Consider the following 13,988-nt stretch of genomic DNA (forward strand, 5'->3'; position numbering starts at 1 on the left):
TCATGTCCGCGCGCTCCATCGCGATCATGGCGGAAGTGACGTCCCCCCCGGAGGTGAGCTCCCGGACCGCCGTCTCCGAGTCCTTCTGCACCTGGGAGATCTTCCCGAGGGCGTCCTCCAGCATCCGGTCGAACCCCGCGGCGCCCCCCTTGGCGGCGCTACCCGCTACCGCCGGGATCCCGGCGCCCCCGATCCCCTGGATCCGCATGTCCGTCATCACGCCCTCCCGAGCTCGAGCGACTTGAGCATCATGGTCTTTGCCGCGTTGTACGTCGCGACGGAGGCCTCGTAGGCGCGGAAGGCCATCATCATGTTGACCATCTCCTCCATCGCGTTGATATCCGGCATCTGCACGAACCCCTCCGTGTCCGCGTCGGGGTGGCCGGGATCGTAGACCTGCCTGGGCGGTTTTCCGTCGGTCACGATGTCGGCAACCTTGACACCCTTCAGCTCCGCGGAATTCGCTTCGAGCGCCACGGAGGAGAAGACGACGTCCTGCCGCTTGTACGGCCCGCCTTCCTCGGTCCGCGTCGATTGCGCGTTGGCCAGGTTCGAGGCGATGACGTTCATCCGCCGCCGCTGCGCCTCGAGCGCCGAGCCGCTGATCGTGAGGACGTCGAACGAATTCATCAGGACCTCCTGAGGGCCGCCTTGTACATCTGGATGTTCTTGGTGAGCAGCGTCGTGGCGGCCTGGAAAAAGACTGCGTTTTCGGTCATCTTCGCGACTTCCATGTCGAGCTCGACGTTGTTGCGGTCGCCCCACGGCTGCCGCTGCTCCGTCTCGACGGAGCCTCCGGGAGCCTGCCCGGCAGGAGCCATGTGGCCCTCCTGGGTGCTCCTCAGCTCGATGGTCGCCTCGTTCAGGGCGGCGTTGAACTTGACGTCCCGGGCCTGGTAGCCCGGGGTATCCACGTTGGCGATATTGGAAGCGATCACTCCGTGGCGCAGGTTCGACGCCCGGAGCTGCCCTTCGAGTGTCTTGAAAATGTCGCTCATGTCGCCTCCTCGCCCCTATCGATACAACAAACGTGCCAAGGCGAACCGCCTTCAGCGGCCGTACTCGTTGAGCTTGTTGCGGATCGTCCGGACCGTGACGCCGAGGATCGCCGCCGCCCGGGCCTTGTTCCCGTCGACCTCCTTCAGGGTCCGAAGGATCATCTCCTTCTCCATGTCGCGAATTTTTCCATTGAATCCGGCAGGTTCCGACGGATCGTCGAACAGGAGATCCCCTGCCCCGATGGCGTCGCCGGAGCAGAGGAGCACGGCCCGGCGGATGACGTTTTCCAGCTCCCGGACGTTCCCCCGCCAGGGGCGGCTCTTGAGCATCGCCATCCCCTCCTCCGTGAACCCCTTCCCCGGCTTCCCCTCGGCCGCGGAAAATTTTTCCGCGAAGTGCGCCGCCAGCAGCGGGATGTCCGCGGGGCGCTCCCGCAGGGGGGGGATCCGGAGCGGGAACACGTTGAGCCGGTAATACAGGTCCTCCCGGAAACGGCCTTCCCTGCACTCCTTCTGGAGGTCCCGGTTCGTCGTCGCGATCACGCGGACGTCCACCGGGACCGGCTCCTTGCCGCCGACCCGGTCGATCTCCCGCTCCTGCAGCGCCCGCAGCAGCTTCGGCTGGAGGGAGAGCGGCATCTCGCCGATCTCGTCGAGCAGGATCGTCCCGCCGGCGGCGAACTCGATCTTCCCCTTCCTGCGCTCCGCGGCGCCGGTGAACGCCCCCTTCTCGTGCCCGAACAGCTCGGACTCCATCAGGTTCTCCGGGATGGCGCCGCAGTTGACGGCGACGAAGGGGCGCTCCGCGCGCCGGCCGGACTCGTGGACATAGCGGGCGAGCAGCTCCTTGCCGGTGCCGCTTTCCCCGTGGACGAGCACGGAGATGTCGCTTGCCGCGATGTTGCGCGCCAGGTTGAGGACCTTCTCCATCCCCGGGTCGGCGGTGCGGATCCCGCGGGTCGAGCTCGGCCGCGCCATCACGGCCTCCACGGCCTTTTTCAGCGAATCGAAGGAGAAGGGCTTCAGGAGGTAGTTCGTCGCGCCCTCCCGCATCGTCTCGACGGCGTTCTCGACCGTGCCGTGCCCGGTGATGACCAGGACCGGCTGGCTCGGGGAGCGGCGCCGGATCTCCCGCAGGAGCGCCAGGCCGTCCATCCCCGGCATCTTCATGTCGGTCACGACGAGGGAATATCCGGTCCGGGCGATCCGCCCCAGCGCCTCCAGGCCGTTTTCGCAGACGTCCGCTCCGTGGCCGATCCTGCGGATCGCCTCCTTCAACGCTTCGCGCATCTGGGGGTCGTCGTCCACGACGAGGACAGGCTTCAAACGGCGGCCTCCTTCCGCGTCCCGGCGGGGGGGAAGTGGAGCTCGAACGCGCTCCCCCGGCCCGGGGCGCTCCGGACCCGGATGAATCCGCCGTGCGCCTCCATGATCCGCGACGCGATCGCCAGCCCCAGCCCGGTCCCCTTCGCTTTCGTGCTGAAGAACGGATCGAAGATCCGCTCGAGGTTCTCCTCCGGGATCCCCTCGCCCTCGTCGGACACCGCGATGACCGCTCCGCCGCCCTCGTTCCGCACGGCCACCCGGACCCTCCCCCCGCCGGGCGTGGCCTGCACCGCGTTGAGCGCGATGTTCAGCAGCGCCTGCTTGAGGAGCTCCGGATCGCCGTCGAGCGGCGGCGCCTCGCCGGCGTCCCGCTCGAGCAGGATCCCCCGCGGCCCGACCATCGGCTCCAGGAGGCACAGCGCCTCGCCGACGACGGCGGCCGGGTTCGCCCGGATCATCGCCGGCTTTCGCTGCCGCGCGAACAGGAGCATGTTCGTGAGGATGTTGTTCACGCCAAGGATGCCGCTCGAGATCCCCCGGGAAAGCCGGGAGGCCTCCCCGTCGCCGAGCTCGCTCTCGAGCATCGTGGCGTAGAGCTCGATGCTGCAGAGCGGGCTGCGGATCTCGTGAACGATCTTTGCCGCCATCTCGCCCATCCGGATCAGCCGCCGGTTCCGCTCGGCCTGCGCCTCGAGCTCCCTCATTCCGTCCTTCGCCGACTCCGCGTCGGCCAGCGCCGCCTTGAGCTGGGCGTTCCGCTCCCTGAGCTGGGCGTTCCGCTCCTCGAGCTCCACCGTCAGGTACCGGACTTTCTCCTGCAGCTCCCCGTAAGCCCGCTCGAGGAGTCCCGACGCGGCCGTGAACGAGGAGAAGGCCTCGCTTAACGACCGGATCCGGTCGGAGTCGATCCCGGCGTCATCTCGCATCCAGCTCCCGCTCCTTCCAGGCCGCGTTGGCCATCCGGACCAGCGCGGGATCCTTGCGGATCCTCTTCCTGTATTCCTCCCCCCCGTCCTTTCCGAGGAGGACGGCGAGCCGATAGAACGGCCACTCGTTCTCCGGGTCCTTCTCCGCGGCCATCCGGTAATACCGGATCGATTCGGTTCGGCGTCCCTCGTCGTGCAGGATGTCCGCGAGGCGCCCGAGGACGCGGGCGGGCGCGCCCGACCGGGCGATCCCGGCCTCGACGGCGGCGATCGCCTTCTTCAGTTCCTCCGCGTACGGAAGGACGTCGCCCAAAAGCGACAGGTCGTCCTCCTCGAGCCGGCGCATCGACAGGAGCGCGTCGGCGGCTCCCGGGTAATCCTTCTCCGCGTACCGCAGGTACGCCTCGGCGCGCGACACGTCGTCTCCCGTCGCGCGGAGGCTCCTCAGCCCCTGCAGGCACTCGCGCAGCCCGGCGACGTCTCCCGCCTCCGCGTGCAGCCGCGACCGGGCGACCAGGTATTTCGGGCGGACCGGTGCGGATCCGTACCGGGAAAGCCACCGGACGAGGTCCTGGTAAGGTTTCCCGCTCCCGCGGAGCGCCTCCGCGATCGCGACGAGAGCCGGTTCCCTCGTGGAGTCCAGAAGCCACCGCCCCCCGGCGTTCCATAGGGCGGCCAGGTGCGCGGCCCCCTTCTCCCGCCCGGTCAGCAGGATCCCCTCGATCCCGTCCAAGGCTTCCCGGCGCGCGGTCGAGGGGCGCAGCACGAGCTTCGCGTAGAACGCCAGCGCCGCGGAAGGATCGTTCGCCTTGGCGCGAAGCCGCGCGAGCCGCAGCATCGCCTGGTCGTACTCCGGCGTGAACGGGTACTTGTCCACGATCTCCTGGAGCCGCCCGGCCGCCTCCCGGGGCTTCCCCGAAGCCGCCTCCACGTCCGAGATCCGCAGCAGCGCGGTCCTGCCCAGCTTCCGGTCGCGGGACGGAACCACCGCGCCGAACAGCTTGACCGCCTCGTCGTGCCTCGATTCCTCCGCGGCGATTTCCGCCAGGCCGAACGCGGCGTAGTCCTTGTTCGCCGGGTCCGCGACCTTCCGCAGGAAATCCTTCGCCGGCTCCCGCGCGCCCGTCCGGCGCAGGTTCTCCCCCATCCACAGGCGGGTTTCGTCGGAGGAGAGCGGGAAGCGCTCGTCTGCGGCCACCGCCGCGGCGTACGCCCGCACGGCATCCCCCGTGTTCCCCATCCTCTGGAGGGCGTTCGCCTTCCCGTACAGCGCCTCGGCGGAACCGTCCGCCTGCTCGAACTCCCGGACCGCCTCGCGGTGCCGGCCGATCGCGGACAGGCTCCGCCCCAGCAGGATGCGCGCCTTCCCGGCAAGGCGGGAGTCGGGATATTTCTTTAGGAAGATGCGGCAGTCGGACTTCGTTTCGATGAAGCACCCCATCCCGAATTCCGTCTCGGCGGCCCGGAAGAGCGCGGCCTCCTTGACGACGGGGGCGACGGAGTAGATCGCGGCGCGGCGATAGCTCCAGGCGGCTTCCTGCGGGTTCCCTGCCGCGGAGAAGGCGAGCGCCCGGACGTAATGATAAGGCCCCAGTTCGTCGAATCCCGGCCGGAGCGACCCGAGGATTTTCATCGCTTCGGGGAGCTTTTTCGATTCCACCAGGGAAAGCGCTTCCGACAGGGGGCCGGGAGGCACCGGCACCGCGGGGGTTGCCGCCGGAGACGGCCCCGGAAACGCGGCGAGAACGAGGAATATCAGGAGAAACCGGGCCATGGCACACTACAACAGCAAGGAATGTGCCACAACAAGACGTCGATTTTTAAAGGCTTTTTCGTCTACCTGGTGTCAGAGAACTGACGCGGTCGTCGAGAGTCCCATCTTCTTGATCTTCTCCAGCAGGGTCGTCCGGTTCAGTCCGAGCAGCAGGGCGGCCTTGTTCTTCACCCCGCCCGACTTATCGAGCGCCTGCAGGATGAGGGTCCTCTCCAGGTCTCCGAGCACGGCGTTCAGGTTGATCCCCGCCTCCGTCCAGGAAGCCCGGGCCGGGAGCTCCGGCTTCAGGGGGGCGGCCAGGGAGAGGCCCGCCGCGCCGTCCGCCCCGGACGACCTGCGGATATGCTCCGGCAGGTCCTCGACGCCGATGATGCCGCTCTCGTTGAGGATGACCATCCGCTCCACCGCGTTCTCGAGCTCCCGGACGTTGCCGGGCCAGCGGTAGCTCATGAGGATCCGGCGCGCCTCGGGATCGACCTTGAGGACGGGGCGCCTTCTCCTGCCGCAGAACACGCCCATGAAGTGATCGAAGAGCAGCAGGACGTCGTCGTCCCGCTCCCTCAAGGGGGGCATGTGCAGGGGGATCACGTTCAGCCGGTAATAGAGGTCCTCCCGGAACCTGCCGTCGTGCACGGCCTTCTCGAGCTCCCGGTTCGTCGCGGCGAGGATCCGCACGTTCACCTTGATGGTCCGCGCGCCGCCGATCCGCTCGAACTCCCGCTCCTGCACGACCCGCAGCAGCTTGACCTGGAGGGAGATGGGGAGCTCGGCGATCTCGTCGAGGAAGATCGTCCCGAAGTTCGCCAGCTCGAACCGCCCGACGCGCGTGTTGATCGCCCCCGTGAAAGCGCCCTTCTCGTGCCCGAACAGCTCCGACTCGAGGAGGTCGTGGGGGATCGCTCCGCAGTTGATCGGGACGAAGGGATGCTCCGCGCGGGAGCTGTTGTAATGGATCGTCTTTGCGACGAGTTCCTTCCCCGTCCCGCTCTCCCCCGTGATGAGGATCGTGCTGTCGGTGTCGGAGATCTTCTCCAGGATCCGGTAGAGGGACTGCATCCGAGGGGAGTTGCCGATGAAGTTGCGGAAATCGTACTTGTCGGAGAGCTGCTTCCTCAGAGTCGCGTTCTCCTTCTGGAGACGCTGGTGGGAGAGGGCGCGCTCGATCACGATCTTGAGCGCCTCGAGGTTGAACGGCTTCTCGACGTAATCGAAGGCGCCCAGCCGCATCGCGTCCACGGCCGAGCCGATCGAGCCGTTCCCCGTGATGACGATCGCGGGAACGCCGAGGGACAGCTCCTTCACCTCCCGGAGGACGTCGCACCCCCCCTTGCCGGGCATCACGAGGTCGACCAGGAAGAGGTCGAACTTCTGGCGCCGGAGCAGTTCCAGCCCCGCTTCCCCGTCCTTCGCCTCGGCCGTTTCGAACCCCTCGTTCTTGAGAAAATCGGTCAGGAGGAAACGGATGTCATCGCTGTCGTCGATGATGAGGACGGACTGCATCTTGCTCGACCTCCTGGCCGGGGGCAATTCGTGTCAATCAATTGACCACAAAACATTTCGCGTGAAAAGGGGGAAAAATTCAGGGGAATAAATAGGGCGGCGAAAATTCCTTTCGCCGCCCCCGGCCCGCCTTCGACGGCGGGTCAAAAATCCCACCCCGTTCCAGGCGCTCCGCTAAGCCATCTGCCGGCCGCCCTCGGCCGCCCACTGCTCGAGCATCTCCGTGGTGACGGACTTCGGCCGCTCCAGCGGATATCCCAGCGCCCGGTCCCACGTGACGTTCGCAAGGGTGCCGAGCGCCCGGCCCACGCCGAACAGGACGGTGTAGAAGTCGTATTCCGTGAGTCCGTAGTACCACTGGATGACGCCGGACTGCGCATCGACGTTCGGCCAGGGGTTCTTCGCCTTCCCGTGCTCCCGCAGGACGCCCGGCGCCACCTGGTAGATCAGGTTCGTGAGCTGGAACATCGGGAAGTCCGGCAGGTTTTTCTGGCAGAACTCCATCTGGGCGGTGTACCTCGGGTCGGTCCGGCGAAGCACCGCGTGGCCGTAGCCGGGGATGACCCGTCCGGCGTTCAGGGTGTCCCACAGGAACTTCTTGAGCTGGTCCTTTGTGGGGAGCTTCCCTCCCATCTCCTTCATCACGCCCTGGACCCACATGAGGACCTCCTGGTTGGCGAGCCCGTGGAGCGGCCCGGCCAGGCTGTTCATCCCCGCGGAGAAGGCGTAGTAGGCGTCCGACAGCGTCGAGGCGACGAGGTGCACCGTGTGCGCCGAGGCGTTCCCGACCTCGTGATCGGAGTGGATGACGAAGTACATCCGCGCGACGTCGTCATAGGGCTCGGGGAATCCCATCATCTGGGCGAAGTTCGCCCCCATGTCGAGGCTGCGGTCCGGGCCGATCGGCGTGTCGCTGCGGTATTTCATCCGGTAGATGTAGGCGGCGATCTCGGGGAGCCTCGCCAAAAGGTTCATGGAATCCTCGTACATCGGTTCCCAGTATTCCGTCTTCCGCATCCCCTCGTTGTACCGCTTGACGAAGACCGACTCCCGCTGCATGGAGAGGATCGCGGTGGAGAAGAGCGCCATCGGGTGGGAGTCGCGCGCCATCGCCCGGAGGATGTCGAACACGTAAAGCGGGACGCGGGAGCGCTCGCGCAGGTCCGCCATGACCTCCCGGGCGTCCTTCATCGTCGGCACCTCCCCGGTGAGGAGGAAGTACCAGAACCCCTCGACGAGCGGGTAGTCCTTGCCGGGAAGCTTCGGCAGGTCCGCGAAGGTCTCCGGGATGGTCTTCCCCCGGAACCGGATCCCTTCCTGCGGATCGAGGTACGAGATGTCGGACACGAGGCACTTGACGTCGCGCGCGCCGCCGATGGCCTGCTCGATGGTCACCTTGTCGATAAGCGCCTGCCCGTGCTCCTTGAGAAGCTTCTGGACGCGGGGACGGTGCTCCTCGATCTTCTGCCTAAGCAAATCCTTCAGTTTCGACATGAACGCTTCCCCCTTTCCCGGGTTACCGGTTGACGGACGCGGAAAGCGGAATCGGTATAAAACAAGATTATACTATTGCCAACCCTTCTTCAAAAGGTATCGGAACCCCGCGAAAAATACGCCCGTTTGACTGCTCCGGATTTCTATTCTACGATTGAACACTTATGGACGAACTCCTGCTGTTCGACGGCGCCTGCGGCACGAATCTCCAGCGCATGGAGATCCCCCCGTCCGCCTGGCAGGGGCGCGAGGGGTGCAACGAGTTCCTGAACGTTTCCGCCGCCGGGCTGATCCGGGAATGGCACGGGTCGTTCCTCGCCGCGGGGGCGGACGTCCTCGAGACGAACACCTTCGGCGCGAACGCCGTCGTGCTGGAGGAATACGGGCTCGCCCACCGCGTCGCGGAGATCAACCGGGCGGCGGTGGAGAACGCCCGCTCGGCGATCCGCCGGTCGGGGCGCCCCGCGTACGTCGCCGGCTCCCTGGGCCCGACGACGAAGCTTCCCTCGCTGGGGCACATCGGCCGCGCGCAGCTTTCGGCCGCCTACGCGGAGCAGGTGCGCGCGCTGGCCGACGCCGGCGCCGATCTGCTGATCTTCGAGACGTGCCAGGACCTTCTGCAGGTGAAGATCGGCCTCGTTTCCTGCTTCGAGACGCTGGAAGCGATGAAGCGGGAGATCCCGGTGATGGTGTCGCTCACCGTGGAGAGCGCCGGGACGATGCTGGTGGGGACCGACCTGGCCGCCGCGCTGGCCGCCCTCGAGCCGTTCCCCCTCTTCTCCATCGGGCTCAACTGCGCGACGGGCCCCGAGGGGATGACCTCCCACATCCGCTTCCTTTGCCGGAACTACCGGGGTCGGGTCTCCTGCATCCCCAACGCCGGCATCCCCCAGGTATCGGAGGGGAAGACGGTCTACCCGCTCTCCCCCGAGGCGTTCGCCGCGCAGGTTTCCGCCTTCGTCCGGGAGGAGGGCGTCTCCATCGTGGGCGGCTGCTGCGGCACGACGCCCGCGCACATCCGGCGCCTCCGGGAGGCGCTCGAGGGGGCGTCCCCCGCCCCGCGCGATGCGGACCCCAAGCCCTCCCTCGGCAGCCTGTACCAGGCCGTCGAGATCCGCCAGGAGATCCCGCCCTTCCTCATCGGCGAGCGGTGCAACGCCTCCGGCTCGAAACGGTTCCGGGAGCGGCTCCTCGAGAACGACTTCGACGGGGCGCTCGCCGTCGCGCTCGAGCAGCAGGCGGACGGCGCCCACGCGGTGGACCTCTGCACGGCGTACGCGGGGAGGGACGAGCGGGCCGACATGGAAGCCATGGCCCGCCTCTTCGCGCGGTCGGTCCACGCCCCGATGGCCGTCGACTCGACCCGCCCGGAATGCATCGAGGCGGCGCTCGAGATCCATCCGGGAAGGTGCCTCGTCAACTCGGTGAATCTCGAGGACGGCGGGAAGAACCTCGAGCGGATCTGCCGCGCGGCCAGGAAGCACGGCGCCGCGGTCATCGCCCTCACGATCGACGAGAAAGGGATGGCGATGACGGTCGAGGGGAAGGTCGCCGTTGCGAAGCGGATATACGACCTCGCCGTGGGCCGGTACGGGCTGCGGCCGCGCGACCTGGCGTTCGACCTCCTCACGTTCACCGTCGGCTCGGGCGACCCGGGGCTGGCCGACGCGGCGGCGAACACGCTGGAGGCCATCCGGCGCGTAAAGGAGGAGCTCCCCGGCGTCTTCACATCGCTGGGCGTGAGCAACGTCTCCTTCGGTCTCTCCCCCGCCTCGCGCAGGGTCCTGAACTCCGTCTTCCTCCACGAGGCGGTGGCGGCCGGGCTCGACATGGCCATCGTGGACGCGGGGAAGGTGCTCCCGCTGTCGAGTATCCCCGGGGACGACCGGGAGGCGTGCCTGGACCTCCTCTACAACAGGCCGCGCGCCGACGGGGAGTCGCCGCTGGCCGCCTTCATCCGCCGCTTCGCGGACAAGCCCGCCTCCGGGGAAGAGGCGGCCCCGGGGAAGGAAGCCCCCGCGCTGCCGCCGGAGGAGGAGCTCGCGGGAAAGGTGCTGGCGGGCGACCGCGAGGGGATCGACGACCTCCTCGCGATCCTGCTGTCGCGCCGCCCGGCCGCGTCGATCATCGGGGAGCTCCTGGTCCCGGCGATGCGCCGCGTGGGGGAGCTGTTCGGCCGCGGGGAGATGCTCCTCCCCTTCGTGCTCCGCTCCGCGGAGACGATGCGGTACGCCGTGGACCGGCTGGCCCCGCACCTGGGGAAGTCGGAGCGGGAAGAGGGGCGCACGGTCCTGCTGGCCACCGTGGCGGGAGACGTGCACGACATCGGGAAGAACCTGGTGGACATCCTTTTGGCGAACAACGGGTACCGGGTGATCAACTTGGGCATCAAGATCCCCGCGGAGACGATCATCGAGAAAGCCGCTGCGACCGGCGCGGACGCGATCGGCCTGTCGGGGCTGCTCGTCAAGTCCGCGCTGGTGATGAAGGAGAGCCTCCCGCAGTTCGCCGCGGCGGGGATCCGGGCGCCCATCCTGCTGGGCGGCGCCGCGCTGACTCGGAAGTTCGTCGCGGAGGAGTGCGCCCCCCTGTATCCCGGCCCGGTGGTCTACTGCCCCGACGCCTTCGCGGGGCTCTCGGCGCTGCGGGAATTCGAGGCGGGCACGCTCGCCTCCACGGTCTTCGCCCCCGCGGAAGCCCCCGCCGCCATGCCCGCCGCGAAAGACGCGGCCGTTTCGCGGGACGTCCCTGTCCCGGTGCCGCCCTTCCTCGGCAGGCGGCACGTCATGGAGCTCGAGCCGTCCCTCCTGTTCCCCTACATCAACGAGCCGGCGCTCTTCCGGGGACGCTGGGGATACCGCCGCGGGAAGATGACGGAGGAGGCGTACGAGGAGCTGGTCCGGGAGAAGGTCCGCCCGATGTACGAGGAGATCAAGCTCCGCGCGCTGGCGGAGCGGCTCCTGGAGCCCCGGGTGGCCTACGGGTGGTTCCGCTGCTTCTCGGAGGGAGACGCGCTCGTCGTGGAGCACGAAGGGCGCGCCTTCTCCTTCCCCTTCCCGCGCCGCGCCGCGCCGCCCCGTCTCTGCATCGCGGACTACTTCCGGGGGCGGGAGGAGGGAGGCGACGTCGCGGGGTTCTTCGTCGCCACCGTCGGGGACCGGACCGGCGCGGCGGCCCGGGAGCTCTTCGTGGCCGGCCGGTACCACGACTACCTGATGCTGCACGCCTTCGGCGTGGAGGCCGCCGATGCGCTGGCGGAGTACTGGCACGAACTCATGCGCCGCGAACTGGGGTTCCCCGGCCGGGAATACCGGGGATCGCGGTACGGATTCGGCTACGCGTCCTGCCCGGACCTCTCGGGACACGCGCAGCTCTTCGAGCTCCTCGCCGCCGGCGGGATCGGCGTCGCCCTGACGGAAACGATGGAGATGGTGCCGGAGCAGTCGACCTCCGCCATCGTCGTCCACCATCCGCAGGCGAAGTATTTCGCCGTGTAGCGGGCGCGGGAGGGAACGGGCAGTGAAGAAGCACATCTGCTCGCGCTGCGGATACGTTTACGACCCCGACGCGGGGGACCCGATGAGCGAGGTCCCGCCGGGGACCGCCTTCGACGAGCTTCCCCCCGGATGGGCGTGCCCCTTGTGCCGCGCGGTGAAATTCGCGTTCGACGAGATGGAGCAGCCATGAACATCCTTGCCCGGATGAAGGAGTTCCCCCTGGTGTTCGACGGGGCGATGGGAACGATGATCTACGAGCGCGGCGTGTTCATCCACACCTGCTACGACGAGCTGTGCCTCTCCAACCCGCGGCTCATCCTCCAGATCCACCGGGACTACATCGAGGCGGGGGCCCAGGTGATCGAGACGAACACCTTCGGCGCGAACCCCATCAAGCTCAAGACCTTCGGCCTGGCCGAGCGGACCGAGGCGATCAACCGGGCGGGGGTGAAGCTGGCGCGGGAGGCGGCGGGGGGCGACGTGTTCGTCGCGGGGGCGGTGGGCCCGTGCACGGAGTCCACCCAGAAGATGCCGGAAGCATTCGCGGAGGAGGTGGAGAGCGCGTTCCGGGCCCAGATGGGCGCCCTCGCCGCGGAAGGCGTCGACCTGTTCCTGCTGGAGACCTTCTCCAACCTGAACGAGCTGTTGCTCGCCGCCCGCGTGGCGAAGGAGTTCCGCGGCGCGGTGCTCGCCTCCTTCACGCTGAACGACCGGGCGGAGACGGCCCTGGGAGCGCCGGCCGAGGCGATGGCCTCGGCGCTCGACGCGGATCCGAACGTGGACATCGTGGGGATCAACTGCGGCGTCGGCCCCTCCGGCACCTTCGACGCCCTCCACGACGTCCTGTCGCACACCTCCAAGCCCGTGGTGGCCATGCCGAACGCGGGGATGCCGAGGGAGATCAGCGGCCGGGTGATGTACCTGACCAGCCCGGAGTACTTCACCGAGTACGCCAAGCGGTACATCGAGCTCGGAGTGCGGGGGGTGGGCGGCTGCTGCGGCACGACCCCCGCGCACATCCGCACGATGGCGCGCGCCGTGAAGACGCTGCCGGGCGTGAAGCGCCAGATCGAGGTGAAGCCGCTGGTCCGGCCCGAGACGGCCGTCCAGGCGCTCCCGCCGGAGAAGAAGTCCCGCTTCGCGGCGAAGCTGATGTCGGGCGAAAAGGTCACCTCCGTGGAGCTGCTGCCGCCGAAGTCCAGCAACATGGAGCCGCTGCTCGCGAAGGCGCGGATGTGCTCGGAGGCCGGGATCGATGCGATCAACATCCCCGACGGGCCGCGGGCGAGCGCCCGCGTGTCCCCTATGATCGCGGCGCTCTCCATCCTCCGGGAGGTGGGGATCGAGCCGGTCCTGCACTACTGCTGCCGCGACCGGAACCTGATCGGCATGCAGTCGGACCTGCTGGGGGGATACGCGGCCTGCCTCGCGAACTTTCTCATCATCACAGGCGACCCGCCGAAGCTGGGAGAGTACCCGGACGTGACGGGCGTGTTCGACGTCGACTCCATCGGGCTGGTCCAGATGGCGTCGAACCTGAACCGCGGCGTGGACATCGGCGGGAACCCGATCGATCCGCCGACGGGGATCTTCATCGGCGTGGGGGCGAACCCGTGCGCCGTGGACCTCGAGCGGGAGATCGAGCGGTACTTCCGGAAGATCGACGCGGGGGCGGAGTTCGCCATCACCCAGCCGGTCTTCGACGCCGACGCCCTGTTCCGCTTCCTCGACCGCATCGGGGGGTACCGCCGGACGATCCCCGTGCTCGCCGGCGTGTGGCCGCTGATCAGCTACAAGAACGCGGAGTTCATGAACAACGAGGTGCCCGGCGTGGTCGTCCCGAAGGCGGTCCTCGAGCGGATGGCGCGCTGCACGACGCGGGAGGAAGGCCGGAAGGCCGGGATCGACATCGCCCGGGAGATCATCGAGCGGATCCGCGACCGGGTGAACGGATTCCAGGTGAGCGCGCCGCTGGGACACGTCGAGACGGCGCTGGCCGTTCTCGGGAAAAATTGACAATCCCCCGGCGGGTGCCTGTAAACTACCCCTGTATGGACGAAGCCGCCCTCAAATTTTCCGAAGACCACCTCTGGGTTCTCGAGATGGGAGAGACCGTCCGGGTCGGACTGTCGGACTACGCCCAGGAGCAGCTCGGAGAGATCATCTCCGCCACGCTGGGCGAAGTCGGCAGGTTCCTGGAGCAGGGTGAGACGTTCGGCGAGGTGGAATCCCAGAAGACCGTGGTCGAGCTGGCCAGCCCCATCACGGGCACGATCCGCGCCGTGAACGAAGCGGCGATCGAGGATCCCACCCTGGTCAACGTCGACCCGTACGGGAAAGGCTGGATCGTCGAGATCGAGCTCGCCGACCCCGAGGAGCTCGACCGGCTCATGAACTTCGAGGACTACGAGGCGTTCACGGAGGAGTAAGGCGCAAGGGGTGTCCGCTGCCCGGGCGCCCCTTGCGGCTTACT

At 68.0% G+C, this 13,988-nt stretch carries 12 protein-coding genes; 4 read left to right on the forward strand and 8 right to left on the reverse strand.

The window, feature by feature from the left end; translation table 11 throughout:
- From AB1346_07140 to AB1346_07175, 8 genes are all read right to left on the reverse strand, one after another.
- Window positions 1-217 (reverse strand): flagellar hook-basal body complex protein FliE (locus tag AB1346_07140; protein MEW6720206.1); only part of this gene is annotated, 217 nt, incomplete at its 3' end.
- On the reverse strand, window positions 217-630 hold the full coding sequence (gene flgC / locus AB1346_07145; protein MEW6720207.1) for a flagellar basal body rod protein FlgC: 414 nt from the start codon (window positions 628-630) through the stop codon (window positions 217-219). The genes flgC and AB1346_07140, both read right to left, overlap by 1 nt.
- Window positions 630-998, reverse strand: coding sequence for a flagellar basal body rod protein FlgB (gene flgB, locus AB1346_07150; GenBank protein ID MEW6720208.1), 369 nt, complete (start codon window positions 996-998; stop codon window positions 630-632). The genes flgC and flgB overlap by 1 nt, the downstream gene beginning before the upstream one ends.
- A 51-nt stretch (window positions 999-1,049) precedes the next feature.
- Complete coding sequence (locus tag AB1346_07155; GenBank protein ID MEW6720209.1) at window positions 1,050-2,324, reverse strand: sigma-54 dependent transcriptional regulator; 1,275 nt, start codon at window positions 2,322-2,324, stop codon at window positions 1,050-1,052.
- Window positions 2,321-3,250 (reverse strand): ATP-binding protein, encoded by a 930-nt coding sequence (locus AB1346_07160; GenBank protein ID MEW6720210.1) that lies wholly within the window; start codon window positions 3,248-3,250, stop codon window positions 2,321-2,323. Before AB1346_07160 ends, AB1346_07155 begins: the two co-directional genes overlap by 4 nt.
- The gene (locus tag AB1346_07165; GenBank protein MEW6720211.1) at window positions 3,240-5,024 is read right to left on the reverse strand and encodes a tetratricopeptide repeat protein; all 1,785 of its coding nucleotides are present in this window, start codon (window positions 5,022-5,024) and stop codon (window positions 3,240-3,242) included. The genes AB1346_07160 and AB1346_07165 overlap by 11 nt, the downstream gene beginning before the upstream one ends.
- 72 nt (window positions 5,025-5,096) lie before the next feature.
- Window positions 5,097-6,524 (reverse strand): sigma-54 dependent transcriptional regulator, encoded by a 1,428-nt coding sequence (locus AB1346_07170; GenBank protein ID MEW6720212.1) that lies wholly within the window; start codon window positions 6,522-6,524, stop codon window positions 5,097-5,099.
- Between the two features lie 174 nt (window positions 6,525-6,698).
- Complete coding sequence (locus AB1346_07175; protein MEW6720213.1) at window positions 6,699-8,018, reverse strand: citrate (Si)-synthase; 1,320 nt, start codon at window positions 8,016-8,018, stop codon at window positions 6,699-6,701.
- 164 nt (window positions 8,019-8,182) lie between these two features.
- Here AB1346_07175 and metH point away from each other — a divergent pair, with 164 nt between their 5' ends.
- Genes metH through gcvH form a run of 4 tightly spaced genes read left to right on the forward strand, consistent with a single transcriptional unit; the run spans window position 8,183 to window position 13,944 of the window.
- Window positions 8,183-11,515, forward strand: a complete 3,333-nt coding sequence (gene metH, locus AB1346_07180) for a methionine synthase (GenBank protein ID MEW6720214.1) — start codon at window positions 8,183-8,185, stop codon at window positions 11,513-11,515.
- Window positions 11,516-11,537: 22 nt separating this feature from the next.
- The gene (locus AB1346_07185; protein MEW6720215.1) at window positions 11,538-11,705 is read left to right on the forward strand and encodes a rubredoxin; all 168 of its coding nucleotides are present in this window, start codon (window positions 11,538-11,540) and stop codon (window positions 11,703-11,705) included.
- A complete protein-coding gene (locus AB1346_07190) occupies window positions 11,702-13,531 on the forward strand; it encodes a bifunctional homocysteine S-methyltransferase/methylenetetrahydrofolate reductase (GenBank protein ID MEW6720216.1) in 1,830 nt (609 codons plus the stop codon). The genes AB1346_07185 and AB1346_07190 overlap by 4 nt, the downstream gene beginning before the upstream one ends.
- Before the next feature lie 35 nt (window positions 13,532-13,566).
- Complete coding sequence (gcvH, locus tag AB1346_07195) at window positions 13,567-13,944, forward strand: glycine cleavage system protein GcvH (protein MEW6720217.1); 378 nt, start codon at window positions 13,567-13,569, stop codon at window positions 13,942-13,944.
- The last annotated feature ends 44 nt before the right edge of the window (window positions 13,945-13,988 follow it).

Source organism: Thermodesulfobacteriota bacterium, from assembly GCA_040758155.1.
Classification (GTDB): Bacteria; Desulfobacterota; Deferrimicrobia; order Deferrimicrobiales; family Deferrimicrobiaceae; genus UBA2219.